Here is an 18,817-nt window from a genome sequence, read left to right as displayed (position 1 = left end):
CGACCTTCGGAACCACAATCCGACGCTCTAACCAACTGAGCTATAGTCACCATGTATGATGCAGTAAGTACTTAGGGTGACTAATGGGTCTCGAACCCACGACCTTCGGAACCACAATCCGACGCTCTAACCAACTGAGCTATAGTCACCATGTTTTTGTTTAACGGTTGCAAATTTAGCGATTATTCTATACTTCGCAAGCTTTTTCGCTTATTTTTTACACTAAATTTATATCAAATCTTCTAATGTATTGACTGCTAAATACCTTTCTACTGTAAAACCTTCTGCAAAATCTTTATTTATTAACCTTCCTAGGTCCTGTGCGCGATAAGTTATACTATCCAAGAAGTTTTTTGACGTGATTGGAGTGCTAGGTTCTTTAGAATTTTGATCAAAAAACTGCGTACTATATGCCATTACGGAATCTACTTTCTTATCTATAAAACCAGTAACATCTACAACGAAGTCTGGCTCTATATTTTTCCATTGGATATAATGATAAACAACTTTAGGTCTCCACGCCTCTTGAGGTAGACCATCTAGTACCGTTTCTATCTTTCGAAGTCCTGACAGAAAACAAGCATCAGATACTAATTTACTTCCCTTTCCGTGGTCAATATGTCTATCGTCAATAGCGTTACAAAGTACTATTTCTGGGCGGTATTTACGAATCATCTTGATGATCTCTAGTTGATGCTTTTCATCATTAACAAAGAACCCATCTCTGAATTTTAGGTTCTCTCTAGTAGATACCCCTAATATAGCAGCTGCATTAGTCGCTTCTACTTTTCTGATTTCTGCAGAGCCTCTAGTTCCTAATTCTCCTTGAGTAAGATCGATAATCCCTACTTTTTTACCTAGAGATACTTCTTTTGCTATAGTTGCTCCACATCCTAATTCTACATCATCAGGATGAGCTCCAAATGCTAATATATCTAATTTCATCTTTTTATAATTTTGTTTTTATGTAGTGTTTTGGTGCTGTATCCCAAAGCAAACACACTCTTATTCATCATTGTTATGAGAGGTTTAATACCTTCTTCATTGTAGAGGACTTATTAACGGTCTCTATAAACTCACTAGAGGGATCACTATCTATAGTTACTCCACAGCCAATATACAAGTTAACACTATCCTCTTCTATATTCATACAGCGCAAATTTACGAATAGATTTGTTTCGTCTGTATTTTCTTGTTCTACATTGCAATTTAGCTCACCTAAATAACCGGCATAGTATCCTCTATAGTACCCCTCTTCTCTGACTAGAAAGTCACGAGCTACTTCCTTTGGCATCCCGCAGACAGCTGGTGTAGGATGAAGAGCTTCAACTATTGGTTTAAGATTTTTATCGTTTAGGGTAGCTGTAATATCGGTACATATATGCATCACTTTAGCAGCTCGTTTAGAATATGGTTCTGAAGTTGAAATCGTTTGTACAAAAGGCTTTAACGTTGCTGTTATAAAATCAGTCACAAATAATTGTTCTTCTTGTTCCTTCTGCCCCCACTCTACAATTTCCTGACCATGGTTTACTTGAGTCCCTGCAAGTGCCATTGTCTTTAGAGTATTATCTTTTAGAGATAAAAGGGTCTCTGGCGTAGCACCTACCCATAATCCTATCTCTGGATGATATACTAAAGAACAAAATGCTGTTGGATAAATACTACACAACTTTTTGAATAGCAATCCTATATCTTCTACTTGATAGGGAACACTCTCGATTCGCGATGGAACTACTTTTCCAAATAAATTATTTTTAATAGCCTCGACACAGCGTTCTACTAAATCTTCAAAATCTTCTTTAGCTTGCTTGTCATTATAATTAAGCTTTACTTCACTTAAATCAAAAGCAATTTCTTCTTGAGCTTCCTTTACAATAGCGGACTCTATTAAAGGAATATAAAACCTCGTCCCTTCAGCAAAGGGAGCGAATACAAAACCTTGTTCTTCAAATGTCTCTACCTTGTGTAGAGTATATGTTTTTTGAAATAATCCTACTACAGTTTTAGAATCAGGTTTGCGATAAATAGCAAAAGGTTTTTGATCAGCATACTGTTTTGCTAAACATTTAAATAAATACATTTATTCTTTTTGTTATTTTATAAACTCTTATTATTTGTCAATCACAATATTTGTAATTTTACAAATAGAAACTAATACATCATTCTCATCGGTGATTCTTATTTCCCATAGGTGTAATGTGCGACCTCTGTGTAATAATCTAGCAGTTCCTATTACGTATCCAGCTCGCTTGCTTTTTACGTGATTAGCTGAAATTTCGATACCTCTAATTTCCTGTTTAGCTGGATCGATTAGCATTAAAGATGCTCCACTACCTAGACTTTCGGCTAAGGCTACAGATGCTCCACCATGTAATAACCCCATAGGTTGGTGTACTCTTGGATTGACAGGCATTTTAGCTACTAAGAAGTCAGGTCCTGCGTCTATATATTCTATCTCCAATGTTTCCATTAGTGTATTCTTAGACACCTTGGCATACATAGCTAATAGCTCTTCTTTATTAAAATCTTTCATATTCTTTTTGCTCATTGTTAGTTAGAAGTTAAAAACTTAGAGATAAGCGATATCTTCAGTAGAAGAATTGGGTTTCAAAAATCGCTTTTTTACTATAATTATTAAAATTAAGGACAACTAAAAGTATTGAGTTTAAAGTTATCTTTCTCTATATATCTGTTTATATTGATTCCTATAGAGGCATTAAAATTAAATGAAAATAACTCTTGATTTCTTAAAAATATTATAATTGTTTTGAATTTGGCTCAGTCAGCATTTTTAATGACTTCTATCAGTTAGTTCTATCCTATTTTTTTAGTAATTTTACCTCCTTGATTATAACGATACTATTTACAACAAAATAATGGAAGATATCCAACAAGAAGTTTTCAATGCATATGAAGTCATTAAAAATGGCGGAATTATTTTATACCCTACTGATACTGTATGGGGAATAGGATGTGATGCAAATAACCCTGAAGCTATTAAAAAAATATATGCACTAAAAAAACGTGCAGAATCAAAAAGCATGATTGTCTTAGTAAACGAGAGAATATTCCACAGAGTATTTACTTCTCCACCTGCAGTGACATGGGATATCCTAGACTGCAGTGAGAAACCTACTACATTAATCTTAGACAATCCTAAATATGTGGCAAAAGAAGTAGTATCTGCAGATAACTCTTTAGGAGTTCGTATTGTAGAAGAGCCTTTCTGTTTTAGATTAATTGAAAAAATGAAATCGCCTCTAGTTTCTACTTCTGCAAATATTAGTGGTGAGCCCTCTCCTGCTAACTTTAGCGAAATTAGTAAAGAGATTATAGAAGGAGTTGATTATGTAGTAAACTTGCGTCAAAACGACATGAAACCTGCAAAGCCTTCTACCATTATTAAATTAAAAGATAATAGCCTAGTTACTATCATTAGAAAGTAGCCTCCTATTGAATATATTATGACTGATACCCCTATATATAAAGAAGCCATTACGCATCCTATATTTGACTATATCTCTAAAGCTGCAGAAAGTTTAAATGTAGATAGCTATGTAATTGGTGGATTTGTAAGAGATTTTTTATTAAAAAGAGATTCTAAAAAAGATATTGATATTGTTGCTGTTGGTAGTGGTATCGAATTAGCTTTAAAAGTATCTGAATTACTTCCTAACAAACCTAAAGTACAAGTATTTAAGAACTACGGAACAGCTATGTTACGTTATGACGATATTGACATTGAATTTGTCGGGGCAAGAAAAGAGTCATATCACTTTGAAAGTAGAAAACCGGTAGTAGAAGATGGCACATTAGAAGATGACCAGAATAGACGTGACTTTACCATTAATGCCTTAGCTATATCTCTTAAAAAAGAAACATATGGTCAGCTAGTAGATCCTTTTAACGGAGTGGCTGATTTAGCAAATAAAATTATTCGTACTCCTCTAGATCCTGATATTACGTATTCAGACGATCCGTTGCGTATGATGAGAGCTATCCGATTTGCTACTCAATTAGATTTTATGATAGAACAAAATTCTCTTGATTCTATAACCGCTAATCACAAGCGATTAGAGATTATCTCTGGAGAACGTATCGTAGATGAGCTAAATAAAATATTAATGGCTAGAAAGCCTTCAAAAGGATTTCTTTTACTTTATAAAACAGGATTACTAGACTTAATATTGCCTGAGCTAACAGCTCTTAATCAAGTAGAAGAAATAGAGGGACACACCCATAAAAATAACTTCTATCACTCACTAGAAGTGGTAGATAATATCTGTGCTAATACGGATGACTTATGGCTAAGATGGTCTGCTTTATTACACGATATAGGAAAGGCACCTACAAAACGCTTTTCTAAAAAACAAGGTTGGACATTCCATGGACACGAATTCTTAGGAGGTAAGATGGTAAAGAAGATCTTTATGAGACTACACATGCCACTGAATCAAAAGATGAAGTTCGTGCAGAAGATGGTTATCATGAGTTCTAGGCCTATTGTACTGGCTCAAAAAGAAGTAACGGACTCTGCAGTGCGTAGATTAGTTTTTGATGCAGGAGAACACGTAGAAGACTTAATGACTTTATGTGAAGCTGATATTACAACAAAGAATCCTTCTAAGTTTAAGAAATATCACAATAATTTTAAAATTGTTAGAGATAAAATAGTTGAAGTAGAAGAGCGCGATCATGTTCGTAACTTTCAACCTCCTATTACTGGAGAAGAGATTATGGAGCTTTATGATCTTAAACCATGCCGTGAAATAGGAATGATTAAAGAGGCTATTAAAGAAGCTATTTTAGAAGGTATTATCCCGAATGAATACGATGCCGCTTTTGAATTTATGAAAGCTAAAGCGTCTAAGATGGGACTTGAAATTAAAAATAAAAAATAAGAATAATGAGAAACTATTTTTTGCCATTAGCTAAAGCATCTCTTATACTGGTTTATCTAGTTATCTTCGCAGGTGCAGCAGTAAGAATGACAGGCTCAGGAATGGGATGTCCAGATTGGCCAAAGTGTTTTGGATATTACATCCCTCCTACGGAAGAACAAGAAATTACATGGGAACCGAATAGAGAATACGAAAAAGGACAAATGATCATACATGATCAGAGCCTGTGGAAAGCAAAAGAAACTTTTACAACTACAGATACCTATAATGAGAGTCACTGGGAGAAATATACTCGTCATGATTATGCAGAATTTAATGCTAAGCACACTTGGACAGAGTATGTAAATAGACTTTGTGGAGCATTAGCAGGATTAGCTTGTTTCGCAATGGCTATAGCTTCTTTTGGATTCTGGAGAGACCGCAAAGGTTTAGTGTTAGCTTCTTGGTTGGTAGTTTTCTTAATGGGATTCCAAGCTTGGCTAGGTGCTACTGTAGTATATTCAGTATTAAATCCTATTAAGATTACAGTACACATGGTTATGGCTTTAGTTATTGTAGCTATTATAATAGGAATCATAAAAAGTGCTAAGAAAGAAACTGAAATTAAAAAGTACAACGGTACCTTTAGAAGCTTATTAGTAGTCTCTCTTATCTTCACTTTGGTTCAAGTAGTACTAGGAACACAAGTACGTGAGTTCATTGATGAACAGGTACAAGCTGGTATAGGAAATGAGTATTTATGGTTAAATAACCCTACTCTAGACTTCTATATTCACCGTAGCTTCTCTTTTATAATAATGTTTTTGAACATGTATCTATTTTATATCAATAGAAGATCTAACTTAGGATTTGATAAGATGAAATGGGTGATGGTTTTATTAATCTTAGAGATATTTACGGGTATTATGATGTATTATGTTCATTTCCCATTTGGAAGTCAAGCAGCTCATCTAGTATTAGCCTCTATCCTTTTTGGAGTTCAATTCCAATTGATTCTAGAAGCAAGAAAATGCTATCACTGTGGCAAAAGTAATTTAGACTAAAATAAATAATAAAAAATCATAAAAAAGGAGAGGTAAATAATATTATTTACCTCTCCTTTTTTATGATTCAGACCTGTCAGCATTATTTCGTTGAATGAATGAATTGACTCGTAACTTTAGCGATATGTTCCAAATGTTTTGGCAATATTTCTTCTGTATAGGGGTGTCTAGAACCAAATACATGATCCGCATCATCTACTATATCTAAAAGAGAATTAGATATCCACTGATGTAATAATTGAGCTTCTTTTAACGGTACTGCAGGATCTTTAGTACCTTGTACTATTAGAGTAGGTTTCTTTAAATTTTGTGCTGCTTTCTGCACATTTAGTATTGTCTCATTTTCTTCATAATCTTCCCAAAAAGTAAAGTAGTGCGGCATCTGCTGTTTTGTTCTACCATTCTCACTATAGAATACCCCTTTTGTTTTCCACTCTTCAAATCGTTCTCCTTTTGGAAATCGTTTCCTATAATCTGAGACTCCTGCCCAGGTAATAATTCCTTTAACCTCTGTGTTATAATACCCTTGTAGAATAACTGTCCCTCCTCCTCTACTATGTCCTATTAAATAAATGTTCTCTTTATCTACTTCAGGCTTTTCTTTATAATAGTTGATCACAGTGCTAAGATCGCGCTGTTCTTGAGAGTAAGTATTTTGTCCAAAAGCCTCTAGATCATCAAATTGTTTAGGGTTATCTATTGTTGTACCATTTAAAGAAAAATTAAACTTAACTGTATAACATCCTGTTTCTGCAATATAATCCATTGCTTTATCCCAAGCCCCCCAATCTTTAAAGCCTTTATACCCATGACAGAATATTACTAAAGGTAGAGATTTCGAATCTCTAGGATAACTACTGTCTGAAAGAAAAGGACGTATAGTCCCTTCTATTAATACTTCTTCTTTTATTAAGTCTTTATACATATCATTTTTTGTTTTTTAACATTCATACTATTAATTTTAAAAAAAGTTTAAAACTTAAAGACTTAAATTCGTCTTTAACCATAAAACATTTTTTTATTTAAAATCTATTATTATGAATGTATTTAAAAAGTTAATTATTTCACCTAAAACTTTACTAGTTCCTGTTTTAGCTACTTTTTTATTCTTTTCAGGTAGTACCGTAAACGCACAAGAGAAAGAGGGTTTAAACATTAAGAGTACTACAATAGAATATCATATTAATAAGAATACTAAAGATAGTGAATTAGATGAGATTAAAAAAGAAGTTAATAATGAAAAGATGGCGAACTTGAGTTTCTCTAATATAAAGAGGAATGAGAAAGGAGAACTTATTTCGTTAAAAACAAGCTTTAGAGATGAGAGAGGGTCTTCTCAACAAAAGTCAGAATACAACTCTAATGGAATAGCTGATTTCACAGTTAAAATACATCAAAATGAAGCAGGAGAACGTTATTTAGAGTTAGGCAATCGAACTAATCCTATGTTAAATATTGCAAATGATCCACAAGCAGGAAGAGCCTTATATTCTGAGCAAGCAAATGATGAGTTTGAAGAGTTCTTTGCACAAGATTTTATGCAATTAATGAAGGGAATGCAAGAGGATATGAAAGCTCAACAAGATATGTTTATTAACTTATTGCGTGAGCATGAAGAAGCTCTAACAAAAGAGAAGTCAAACTCAAAAGAAGCTAACAAAAATAAATAAGCAAGTAGCCAGCACTTGAATAAAACAGAAATCCTTATCATTACATATAAGGATTTCTGTTTTATTACTATTTTTTCAATATATACTTAGTTATGATTCCCTTATTCGTTGCTATCTTAAGTATATATGTACCTCTATTTATAAGATCAAATGATACAACATCATCCTTTACATCCTGAAAGTACTTAACTACTCTACCATTGAGATCATAGATATAAATACTCTCCAGTACTAACCTTTCATGATCATAGTTCATATAAAGCTTTTCAACAACAGGATTAGGCCATAGCACAATATCAATTGAGTCAGCTTCTATCTTATCACTTTTCTGAACATGATAACTTCCTGTTTTAACTTCACTAATAGATATAGGATTTTTTGAAGAAATAATTAATGAAAATTCTTGTATCCCTCCAGGAATTAGATGTGTTTTACTTTTAATAGTTAAACTACTCTCTCCTTTAGGGAGTTTCTTTCTTGTTATACGTTCTACGTTATCTACATCATTATCTTTTTCAAGTGCTATAGGATTAGTCATATCTTTCTTTAAAGCCCAAGGATAATACTCATTATCTCTAGTTTTAATTCTCATGTCTAAATCGTTAACTAAAGCAGTACCGTACGGATTAGCATTTAGATGACTATAGTCAAAAGGAAAGGCTTGATCTGTCCAAACAAGAGTAGCTTCTATCTCATTATCTACATAATCATTACTAATAATATAATGTATTCCTCTTTTTACTTCTAACGTGTGTTCTATAAGAAAGCTTTTTTGCTTAGAAGTATTTTCTAATAAAGTGATAGCTTTATCAATGTCCACAGCTCCCCAACCATAAATAGGATTAGGTCCTTCTCCTAAGTATTTTGTTTTACTTGTTTTCTTATCATATACTTTAGTGAGAGGATAAGCAGTATGGATGAGAATGGCCTTAGCTGATGCCGCTTTTAAAGGTGCTTTAAAAGCATCTATACTCCACTCTTGAAGTAAGGCTACTAATGAAGTGACTACTGGTGTAGCCATAGAGGTGCCAGATAAATAACTATATTTGTTTGTTCTAAGTACATAATCTTCAGTTTTAGAATAATCATTTATAGTAGAGTAAAGTCCTTCTCCTTTAGCCACTACATCGGGTTTTATTCTAAAGTCCTTTGTAGGCCCATAGCTACTACTAGCAGCAATATTTACATTGCTAATACTATTAGAGCTTGCTAACTGCTCTAAAGAACCAACTAATAAAGCATTTTTACTCATTGCTATACCTACTAAATTATTATACTCAGATCCATTAGGATTAAGCGTAGAAGCATAGAGGTGATTATTACCCGCAGCAATAACAGGAAGATAGTTTTTATACATAGAAGTCACTCTGTCAAAACCTTCTGCTTTCCAATCATAAATCCCAATTAGACGAGGATCGACTACCAACTGTCCATTAGCACCAATAGCAACTGTACCATAAGAATGATTACTCGTCAAGGCTCCTTGTTTAGCTAATTCGAACATATTAATATCATCACTACGCCAGTTATATGAATGGAGATTCACGTTAGGTGCTAACCCCTTCGCTTCAGCATCTATTCCTTTAGAAAATATAGTTCCTGTAACGTGCGTAGAATGCTCTTGAGCCATTTGAAATATGCGTCTCTCTCTTAATGGTGCATAGTCAGATACAACTTCGGACTTTACATTTATTTTGTAAAGTCTATCTTTAAATTCATCGTGCTTTTTAAAAACAGGAGTAGCATCAAAAACACCTATAAGTACATTTTTACCAGTAAGGTTTAGATTGTGCTTTCCTCCCCTTTTAACACTGTTAATGTTAGCTAATTCTCCTGCTCTAGAATTATACGTTTGATAATAAATAGGTTGTTGGTCGGGATAGACATCTACTAATTCATAATAGCCTCCTTCTTTAGAAAAATAACTATAAGGAATCTTTTTATCATTAATTATTTTACTTATTCTCTCTTGACGAAGGAGATGTTGCTCTTTAAACTCTGCTAGTAGTTCATATTCATTGAACATACTTCTAGCTGTAATAATGTTTTTAATAATAGAGTCATTCTGCGCAAATGAAATACTATAAAAACACAATAAGGATAGGGTGATTAGTTTTTTCATGGCGTTTCGTTTTGTTGTTATTTTAAAACGCCCAAAGCCTATGCCTTACAATGTTAATTATTTTAATTCATTCATTTTACTCTACATAATATTTGAATAGTGATATAAATAAGTTCATATTTATTTTTTTGCTTTATTCCAATATTCATCTAACTCCTGAAGAGTTACATCTTCAAAGCCACCTTTTTCTTTATTAACTAATTCTTCTACTATATTAAAGCGCGAAATAAACTTACTGTTAGATCTTGCTAATGCTTTTTCAGGGTCAATCCCCTTATGACGAGCATAATTAACTAAGGTGAACAAGATATCTCCAAATTCTTCTTCCATTAGATCCTGATTATCGGCCTTCACTTCTACCTTAAACTCCTCTATTTCTTCCTCTACTTTTTTCCAAACATCACTAGCCTCGTCCCAATCGAATCCTACTCCACTTGCTTTTTCTTGAATGCGATAAGCCTTTATTAAAGCTGGCAATCCTTTAGGCACACCCGCTAAGACTGATTTATTTCCTTCTTTTAACTTTAGTTTTTCCCAATTGGCCAATACATCCTTTTCAGAGTCTACTTTTACATCTCCATATATATGAGGATGTCTAAAAACAAGTTTATCCGAAATACTATCAGCAATATCTTTAATATCGAAAAAAGACTGCTCACTACCTATTTTTGCATAAAAAACAATATGCATTAATAAATCTCCCAGTTCTTTTTTCATTTCATCAGTATCACCTTCCGTAATAGCATCTACTAGCTCATACATTTCTTCTACGGTAAGGTTTTTTAAGCTATCGAATGTTTGTTTCTTATCCCATGGACATTTTATTCTAAGCTCGTCTAGTATAGTTAATAAGCGATCTACAGCCTCTAATTGTTCTTGTCTTGTATGCATATAATTCTTTTGCTCTAAAATATAAAAAAAAGCCCGCTTTTTTACAAAACGGGCTTTCTACATATAATTCTTATAAATTATTTTGCTTCAGTTTCTGTCGCAGCTGAGCTAAAAGCTTCTGCAATTAATCCTCTTCTTTGAATGATATTATACCAATTCAATACTTTCTTGATATCAGAAACATATACTCTTTCTTCATCAAACTCTGGTAATACCTCTCTGAAGTAAGCCACTAATGTAGGATTGTCTTCTTTATGAGAAATAGCCTCTCCATTGTTCTCTTTCGCTGCAATATTTCTAAATACTTCGAATAATTTTACTTCTTCATTATAAGTATAGATTGAAATTTCTGAAAGTAAACTAACATTATTTCTTAATCCTACAGTACTTTTTTTCCCATCCGCTAATGATTCAGCGATAAATCCTGTACGAGTTTGTACTAATAACTCATATAAACCTGGTTTTCCCGAAATAGCTAAAACTTTTTCTAAACTCATCTTTTTCTAAATTTTACTTTAAGAGTCGCAAATATCTTAAATTGTTATTAATAATCAAGTTATTTATCTACCTTTTTTCTTAGATAATTTCATTTTATAATCTGTAAATATTTTTCCTTCAAGGATATTATTTAACTTTTTCGAAATTAACTTCTTTTTTAAGATAGATATTTTATCTGTAAACAGCACACCTTCAATGTGATCGTACTCATGTTGAATAACTCTTGCTGCTAGTCCATCAAATTCTTCTACATGTTTAACGAAGTTTTCGTCAAAATATTCTATTTGAATCTTAGGTTTTCTTTTTACTGGCTCGTGAACATCTGGAATACTCAAGCATCCTTCATTAAAAGACCACTCTTCTCCTTCTTCTTTTAAAATCTTTGCATTTATAAATGTTCTTTTAAAAGTAGTCAAAAAAGCGATTTCTTCTTCTGTATTTCCATCCATCTCAGCAAAAGGTGCTGTATCTACAACGAATAATCTAATAGGTAATCCTACCTGAGGTGCTGCTAATCCCACTCCATGTGCTCCATACATTGTATCGTACATATTAGCTATTAGCTCTTGTAAGTTTGGATAGTCCTTAGTAATATTTTCTCCTACTTTACGCAGAACAGCATCACCATACCCAACTATTGATAATATCATGTCTTCTTATTTTATTCTAAAGGTGCAAAAATACTCAAAAATAAATGAATAAATAATACTACAAATTATTTTTGATGTCTTATTTGTTTTATCTTGCTTGATAAAAAGTATTATTCTCTAATTAAAGTCAAAGATTAAGTAACCAATGCTAGGAAAAGCTAGAAAATTCACAGATAATACGCATCTTGCAGATTCGTTAAAGATCACTATATCAGCTGTTGTCCCTTTTTTAATACTAATGCCCTATGAGGCTTTTGATTGGGCTTTTGCTGCTGCTATCGGTGCCATGTTAACTGCACCTGTAGATATTCCTAGTAATAAAAAAGATAAAATAATAGGGCTATTAGTAGGTGCATTTACTGTACCTGCTGTTACTTTCACTCTATCCATTACTGATGGCAACTGGTATTTCTACCCTATATTTGTCTTTGTATTTTTCTCTTTAAGCATGATATCTGTATATGGACATCGTGCAAATATGCTGTCGTTTACAGGATTATTAGCTGCCAGTCTAGGATTAGCACATAGTTATGAAGGTCATGCCCTATTCATGCACTGTTTAATGCTTCTATTAGGGGGATTACTTTACTTATTGGTATCCGTTACTTTTAATCTCCTTAGACCTAAGCGATATGCTGTATTACAGACATCTGAGTGTATGGAGCTTACAGCAGATTATCTAAAGCACAGAGGTCAACTGTGGGATAAAAATGCAAATGTAGAAAAGATCACAGAAGAACAATTAAATATACAAGTAAGCCTTAATGAGGTACATGAAAATCTTAGAGAATATTTAGTTCGAAATAAAGCTAATACAGGTAACTCTTCTAATAACCGTAGATTACTAGTAGCCTTCTCTACTCTAGTAGAAATACTAGAAGTAGCTGTATCTACTTCTTTTGAACACAATAAATTACATGAGCTATTTAGTAATAGACCAGAAATAATAGAGCGCTATCAGAAGTTAGCCTATCACTTTGCAGAGACAATAGATGATATCGCTTATTCTATAAATTTAGGTACTAAGTACAAGTCTAAATACGATCTTTCTAATGAATTAGCAGAGATACAGACGATGCTTAATGATTTTGTTAAAAGCGGAGAATCTACTAATATGGTAGAAGCTGTAGTGATGTTCTCTAATGTAATTCATTATGCTGAAAATCAGGTAAACAAAATCCATGACTTAGAGAAATCTCTTACCGAAAAAGCATTCAGTGCAGATGTAGAAGAGCGCTTTAAAGATTTAGAAAAATTCTTAACTCCTGTACACTATCGTTTAGAGACTTTAAAAGAGAACCTAAACTTTACCTCTACCATATTTAGACATGCTTTAAGGCTTACACTAACCATATTAGCAGGACTTATAGTAAGTAAAATATCAGGTGTGTTGAACGGGTATTGGATATTACTAACGATCGTTGTTATTATGCGTCCTGGTTTTGGATTGACGAAGCAGCGATCTTTTGAACGCGTTATCGGTACTGTCATAGGCGGTTTAGTAGCGATAGGATTGTTATACATTATTCCTAGTGCTACGGTTATTGCCTATATCACAGTACTAACCATGATTATAGGGTATTGGTTCTCTCATACAGATTATAAAGTCGGAGTTACTTTTATCACGATGTATGTAGTACTTATATATGGATTACTTACTCCTGATTTTATGGATGTAATGATCTATAGAATCATTGATACTATCATAGGAGCCTTATTAGCCTTCGGAGCGAACTATCTACTATGGCCTTCATGGGAGTTTTTAAACTTAAATACGCATCTAAGAAAATCGATAGAAGCTAATAAAGAGTACGTAAAGGAAATTACGCTTTACTACAATGAAAAAGGAGAGGTAACCCTACCTTATAAACTCGCTAGAAAATATGCTTTTATTGAAATAGGTAACCTCATGGCTTCTTTTCAACGTATGATCCAAGAACCTAAGTCTAAACAGAAGTATAGAACAGAGCTCTATGAGTTAGCCGTGCTAAATCATACCTTCCTTTCCACTGCTGCTTCTATAGGAATATACGTACAGTCACATACAACTACCAAAGCTTCTGAAGCATTTAATGTAGTCATGGACTACACAATAGGCAATTTAAAACAGACTATCACTCTATTAGAAGATTATAATAATGGTGAGATAACTATAATAGAACGCAGTGAGAACTTTAATCTCAGCATGTCATATCTAAAAGGTATCCGTGAATACGAATTAAAGAAAACTTACTCTGATGATAAACAAATACAGAGCCTAATGGAAGAATCTGTATTGGTTATTGAGCAACTGATGTGGTTATCTAGCTTATCTGAAAAGATATTCAAGATCACAGCCAGTATTGCAGCATTAAAAAAACAAGAAGAATCTGAAGTATCTATGTTGAGTTCACTTAGAAAGAAGATTATACCATAAAACAAAGGGGGATGTTATGTACATCCCCCTTTGTTTTCTATTAAGTATGTAATTCTACTCTTCACTACTATCTACATAATTTTTCATCTCTATACTATATTCAAGATTATTTAGTTTATTAAGAATGGTACTACTTTTCTTATCGATAAGCCTTCCTCCTTCTTCGATGGTTAAGTCCTTTAAATTTTGAAGCTTCTCAAGTGGTTTTAACGATTCAATATCTCCTATAACTGATAAATAAACAGTCTTTAAAGTACTTACTTCTGCAATAGACGTTATCACATTATTTATCTTTTTGCAAGTGCTCAACTCTAGATCTTCTAAGCGCGTAAGTGTACTTAACCAAGTAACATCTATCAGCGTAGGTATTTTTACCAAATAGAGTGCTTTTAAGGCACTTAAGTTAACTAAACTACTCCATTTACACTCTTTACTTTTTTCTATTGATAAAGATTCTATTACAGTATTTAAAGGAAAAACAAAGCCTTCCTTATCAAAGTTTTCTATAAAGACTGTTCTTAGAGTAGGATGTACAAATAAATTTTCAAATAGCTTAGAATAAGGAGTAAACAATTCTTCTAAAGCTGTAAACTTCAACCAATCTAATGGTTCTTTCCCTTTATACTGACAACCTTTAATCTCTAAGCGCTTTAAGTTTACAAACTGATATAGCCAATTCTTATCAATACTTATATCTTTTAAATAAAGAATATGTATGTTCTTAAACAAAGGAGTAAAGGACTCATCTAATAATATTTCTAAGCCACTTTCCTGTCCTGATATAATTAAATTAGTTATTCGTTCTTCTTGACTAAAGATTAAGAGAGATTGAGCAGAATCTCCTTTTTCTACTATAATGAATCTTTCTTTACGGCCAGGGGTTGTTGTACCTATATACATCTTTATTACACTCTTTTATATTATTCCAAAGGTCATACTATTCTCATTTCGTAAATATCCCCATTTACAGCGAATATTCGTATAGTATATATAGCTTATCTTTGTTTAACAAATAATGAAAAAACAAAATTTCAAAATGAAAAAAATAGGTCTTAGCTTATTACTATTCATAACTGTACAAATAAGCAGCTGGGCGCAAGAAGGAACTATCCAAGTAGAAGTGAAACAGAATGGAGCTATCATTCCTATGCAGGATGGAGTTGTCACACTTAAAAGCAATGAATTTGTATTTGAAGTTACTTCAAATAACGTAGATGGTTTTCTAATAGGAGCTACTTTTGACAACGATATCTATCGCTCTGCTATAGGCGAAGCTGATCTAGAGGTAGAATGGTTTAACAGCACTGCTATCGCAGATGAAGTTTTTAATCCTAATAAGGAATTGATTATTTCGGACGAAGTACCTACGTATTGGTATTTTACAAGTGCTAAAGACCACCGATTTGATAAAAACCCTAAAGGAAATGCAGAACAGTGGGTTGGAAATAGAACAATAAATGTACTTAATAATTTGTCTAGCTATGAGACAATTCCCTTAACGAAATTTAAAGATTCTGTATATGTGTATTTTTACTCCCCTATTTACGATGAGAACTATAATCTGACAGAGGTTATTATTCGATATACAGCAGAATTAAGATTTAATTAAAAAAGAAAATCGCTTATTACTTAAAAGCCAATGATAGAAGACTATTATTGGCTTTTTTTAGTATAATAGCTAGGTATCTATTTTACGCTTAGTATTATATTTTTATAAACCAATTCTAAACATCTTTAGGAATAAGGGTAAGGCATATTTATACTGTTGAATTATCACAAGTCATCTACCTCCTACACCCTCTTTTCTCCTATCTATTTTTTTACTACCTTTGCCTACAGTAAAGGCTTTGACTCAATGGCTGGTATTGAGAATATTCTTCTATTCAAAGTCTGGTACATCTCTCCAAAAAGAAAGCACAAATCACAGCTTTCAAAATCTCTATTTTTAAATTTTAACAAGTTTTTTAACACTATTAATTCGCCATAAATTGAGTATTCATGCGGTCTCCGTTGTGGTTTGTTCGGAAGGTGTTCGGAAAATACCCCCTTTTTCCGTACACTTTGCAATGAACTTCCGAACAACGCCCAAACAACCTTCCCGAAAGCCTTGCTATCACTGGCTTTATCACATGCTTCAAATTCTTAAAAAACGCCTATATGTTAATATTTTTAACATCTGTGATTTGTCCTGTTTTTAGAATTTATAGTGGTTAAATTATTCTCATTGTGAGATAATTATAAACAATACAACCTATTACTTATACCTACTTTCTTCTACGTATTTTACCTCTAATCTCTCCCATCTTCCCTTGAGCTTTACATAAATTTAATATGAGATAATCGCCTAACATGATATTTGTCACTTAATTACTCAGAATATTTAAAGAATTTTCCTCCCTTATAAAATATAACAAACAAACCAAAATGAAATTAAAACCAATACACTCATTTCACATTCCTGTGATGGGATTGGCCTATACTATTGATAGTCCAGTGAGAGTGGCTCAGTATGGTTTCTCCTCTACTATCTCTGTGATGGATGATGAATTAATAGAACGAATGAACAAGTTCTATTGTGAGAAATTCGAACTGCCATATCAAGAGATAACGAAGAAGATAGAAGACTTTAGAGCCAAACGTATTACGGCCTATCTAAATACATTAGATACTATCGTAAAAGGGAAATTCGAAAACCTAAAAGCTTCTTTCTTAGAGAGCAAAAAAGAGGTTGAGGATTATATCGAGATGTTGCCATCTGTATCAGAAATCAGAAAAAATCTACAACAGCACTTAGATGACAAGCTATCCATAGACCATCTTAAGGGACTCTTAGAGCACTATCTAGCTCCTGGTGATATCGATGTAAACATCATGACCAAAGTAGATAAAGAAAACTTCAATAAAAGAGAAGCCCTTCCTGTAGAATACAATGATGCGCATGCTGCTCTAAGAGGCTTTGTGAACAGTACTTTAAACTCATCAGTAGTCTTATCTGCTGGTATGAATCCAAGATTGTTTAGCTATTTTGAGGAATTTGATGCTTTTTATCCCACTGCTGACAGTACTTTACAAAAGAAGATTATCTTAAAAGTAAGTGATTTTAGATCCGCCTTAATACAGGGTAATTTCCTAGCTAAAAAGGGTTTATGGGTATCTGAGTATCGCATAGAGTCTGGGCTAAACTGTGGAGGGCATGCTTTCGCTACAGATGGTTATCTAATGGGCGTAATATTAGAAGAGTTTAAAGCTAGAAAAGCGGAATTAATAGGTTCTACCCATGAATTATTAGTAAAAGCTTTAGAACAGAAAAATAGATTTATCCCTTCCGCTCCTCTAGATTTAAAAATAACAGCCCAAGGTGGTGTAGGTACAGCGGCAGAACATCAGTTCTTACTAGAGCATTACGAGGTAGACTCTGTCGGTTGGGGTTCGCCATTCTTATTAGTACCAGAAGCTACTTCTGTAGATCAGACTACAAGAGAATTACTAGCTAAGGCAAAAGAAGAGGATCTATATTTGAGTAATATTTCTCCTTTAGGTGTGCCGTTTAACAGTATTAAGGGGACATCTAATGACTTCTTTAAGTCAGAAAGAATTAATAAGAACAAGGCAGGTAGCTCTTGTCCTAGAAAATATCTAGCCTTGAACAAGAATTACTCTAATGAAGGACTGTGTACAGCTTCTAGAAAGTATCAAACTATCGAAATAGAAAAGTTAGAGCAAGAGAAAAATAGTATCAGTCAAGCGGAATACAATAAGAAGTATCAACAGATAACAGAGAAAGCATGTCTGTGTATAGGTTTGGCCAATGCTTCTTATATGGAGCTTAACTTACCTATCAAAGGAGAAGCGCAAGGTGTAGCTATCTGTCCTGGCCCTAATATAGCATACTTCACAAAAGAAGTATCTCTTAAGAAAATGGTCAATCATATCTATGGAAGAGATAATGTGATCGAAACTAAAGAACGTCCACATTTCTTTATTAAAGAACTTAGAATGTACTTAGATCACTATAGAGAAGAAAAAATAGCTTTAGCATCAGAACACTCTGCCCCTAAGCTAAAAAGACTTATGAAAACAAAAGAGAACCTGCTAGAAGGAATTACTTATTATAAGAAACTCTTTAGAGAAGACAATACTTACTTTATACAGGAACAAGAAAGTATACTTAAAGATTTACTTCAGATAGAAACAGAACTTTTAAAGTAAATAAGCAGAAATCCAGTGATTAGAAAATACACTGGATTTTCTTTTTTTATTAACTTTTAAAAACTGTAAATTTTATTACTAGTATCAAATAAAAAAGCATCAAATCAACAGGTGACTTGATGCCTAAAATAGACAAACGAAATGTATCTTTTACGTTAGTTTTGCCTAAGGTCTTTATAACTTGTGGGGACTTTGGATTTTCACTCTTTTCATCAATATATCAAAAGAGAAAAACAAAAAAGGATAGTTTTTAGTAATAAAGACAATTCAAAAGTAATACCTTTTATTAGAAAACAAACTATCCTTTTTAATAGTTCTAGAGCTAAAGTATGATTATTTTAAAAATATACACTAGTAAAAAGGATTGTAAACACCTAAAACAAAAACCTCTGTATCAATGATCTGAACTCAAAA

At 33.0% G+C, this 18,817-nt stretch carries 16 protein-coding genes and 1 tRNA gene; 7 read left to right on the top strand and 10 right to left on the bottom strand.

The annotated features are described in order from the left end of the window. Positions 1-75: 75 nt before the first annotated feature. The 4 genes from AABL85_RS03605 to AABL85_RS03590 all read right to left on the bottom strand — a co-directional run bounded on the left by AABL85_RS03605 (position 76) and on the right by AABL85_RS03590 (position 2,536). A tRNA-His gene (locus AABL85_RS03605) sits at positions 76-149 on the bottom strand. Positions 150-228: 79 nt separating this feature from the next. Beyond that, a complete protein-coding gene (gene bshB1 / locus AABL85_RS03600) occupies positions 229-945 on the bottom strand; it encodes a bacillithiol biosynthesis deacetylase BshB1 (RefSeq protein ID WP_286386351.1) in 717 nt (238 codons plus the stop codon). A 73-nt stretch (positions 946-1,018) separates the two neighbouring features. Beyond that, the gene (locus AABL85_RS03595; protein WP_341309247.1) at positions 1,019-2,083 is read right to left on the bottom strand and encodes a chorismate-binding protein; all 1,065 of its coding nucleotides are present in this window, start codon (positions 2,081-2,083) and stop codon (positions 1,019-1,021) included. A 30-nt stretch (positions 2,084-2,113) separates the two neighbouring features. Then, entirely contained in the window at positions 2,114-2,536 is a 423-nt protein-coding gene (locus tag AABL85_RS03590; protein WP_286386347.1) for a PaaI family thioesterase, read from the bottom strand. Positions 2,537-2,879: 343 nt separating this feature from the next. Here AABL85_RS03590 and AABL85_RS03585 point away from each other — a divergent pair, with 343 nt between their 5' ends. Genes AABL85_RS03585 through AABL85_RS03575 form a run of 3 tightly spaced genes read left to right on the top strand, consistent with a single transcriptional unit; the run spans position 2,880 to position 5,947 of the window. After that, positions 2,880-3,449 carry an L-threonylcarbamoyladenylate synthase gene (locus AABL85_RS03585; RefSeq protein ID WP_286386345.1) on the top strand — a complete coding sequence of 190 codons (570 nt, stop codon included), beginning with the start codon at positions 2,880-2,882 and terminating at the stop codon, positions 3,447-3,449. 18 nt (positions 3,450-3,467) lie between these two features. After that, a complete protein-coding gene (locus AABL85_RS03580; protein ID WP_286395274.1) occupies positions 3,468-4,904 on the top strand; it encodes a CCA tRNA nucleotidyltransferase in 1,437 nt (478 codons plus the stop codon). Between the two features lie 5 nt (positions 4,905-4,909). Further along, positions 4,910-5,947 carry a COX15/CtaA family protein gene (locus AABL85_RS03575; protein ID WP_341309246.1) on the top strand — a complete coding sequence of 346 codons (1,038 nt, stop codon included), beginning with the start codon at positions 4,910-4,912 and terminating at the stop codon, positions 5,945-5,947. A gap of 82 nt (positions 5,948-6,029) precedes the next feature. Here the strand turns inward: AABL85_RS03575 and AABL85_RS03570 are convergent, their stop codons facing one another. Then, a complete protein-coding gene (locus tag AABL85_RS03570) occupies positions 6,030-6,872 on the bottom strand; it encodes an alpha/beta hydrolase family protein (protein ID WP_341309245.1) in 843 nt (280 codons plus the stop codon). A 112-nt stretch (positions 6,873-6,984) separates the two neighbouring features. On the opposite strand from AABL85_RS03570, the gene AABL85_RS03565 reads away from it, so the two are divergent. Continuing rightward, a complete protein-coding gene (locus tag AABL85_RS03565) occupies positions 6,985-7,617 on the top strand; it encodes a hypothetical protein (protein ID WP_341309244.1) in 633 nt (210 codons plus the stop codon). 67 nt (positions 7,618-7,684) lie between these two features. Here AABL85_RS03565 and AABL85_RS03560 read toward each other — a convergent pair whose 3' ends face one another. From AABL85_RS03560 to def, 4 genes are all read right to left on the bottom strand, one after another. Further along, a complete protein-coding gene (locus tag AABL85_RS03560) occupies positions 7,685-9,739 on the bottom strand; it encodes a S8 family serine peptidase (RefSeq protein ID WP_341309243.1) in 2,055 nt (684 codons plus the stop codon). Between the two features lie 120 nt (positions 9,740-9,859). Next, positions 9,860-10,630 (bottom strand): nucleoside triphosphate pyrophosphohydrolase, encoded by a 771-nt coding sequence (gene mazG, locus AABL85_RS03555; protein ID WP_341309242.1) that lies wholly within the window; start codon positions 10,628-10,630, stop codon positions 9,860-9,862. Positions 10,631-10,707: 77 nt separating this feature from the next. Further along, positions 10,708-11,127 carry a DUF5606 domain-containing protein gene (locus tag AABL85_RS03550; protein ID WP_286386331.1) on the bottom strand — a complete coding sequence of 140 codons (420 nt, stop codon included), beginning with the start codon at positions 11,125-11,127 and terminating at the stop codon, positions 10,708-10,710. Between the two features lie 63 nt (positions 11,128-11,190). Beyond that, entirely contained in the window at positions 11,191-11,778 is a 588-nt protein-coding gene (gene def, locus AABL85_RS03545) for a peptide deformylase (protein ID WP_341309241.1), read from the bottom strand. Between the two features lie 145 nt (positions 11,779-11,923). Here def and AABL85_RS03540 point away from each other — a divergent pair, with 145 nt between their 5' ends. Continuing rightward, a complete protein-coding gene (locus tag AABL85_RS03540) occupies positions 11,924-14,194 on the top strand; it encodes an FUSC family protein (protein ID WP_341309240.1) in 2,271 nt (756 codons plus the stop codon). A 54-nt stretch (positions 14,195-14,248) separates the two neighbouring features. Here the strand turns inward: AABL85_RS03540 and AABL85_RS03535 are convergent, their stop codons facing one another. After that, the gene (locus AABL85_RS03535; RefSeq protein ID WP_286386328.1) at positions 14,249-15,094 is read right to left on the bottom strand and encodes a hypothetical protein; all 846 of its coding nucleotides are present in this window, start codon (positions 15,092-15,094) and stop codon (positions 14,249-14,251) included. Between the two features lie 136 nt (positions 15,095-15,230). Between AABL85_RS03535 and AABL85_RS03530 the strand changes: the two genes are divergently transcribed. Both AABL85_RS03530 and AABL85_RS03525 read left to right on the top strand, forming a co-directional pair. Further along, positions 15,231-15,803, top strand: a complete 573-nt coding sequence (locus AABL85_RS03530; protein ID WP_341309239.1) for a hypothetical protein — start codon at positions 15,231-15,233, stop codon at positions 15,801-15,803. A gap of 815 nt (positions 15,804-16,618) precedes the next feature. Then, on the top strand, positions 16,619-18,403 hold the full coding sequence (locus AABL85_RS03525) for a hypothetical protein (RefSeq protein ID WP_341309238.1): 1,785 nt from the start codon (positions 16,619-16,621) through the stop codon (positions 18,401-18,403). Positions 18,404-18,817 lie beyond the last annotated feature (414 nt).

The organism is Myroides odoratimimus (assembly GCF_038039805.1).
GTDB lineage: Bacteria > Bacteroidota > Bacteroidia > Flavobacteriales > Flavobacteriaceae > Flavobacterium > Flavobacterium odoratimimum_B.
This window is presented reverse-complemented; position numbering and strand designations above follow the sequence as displayed.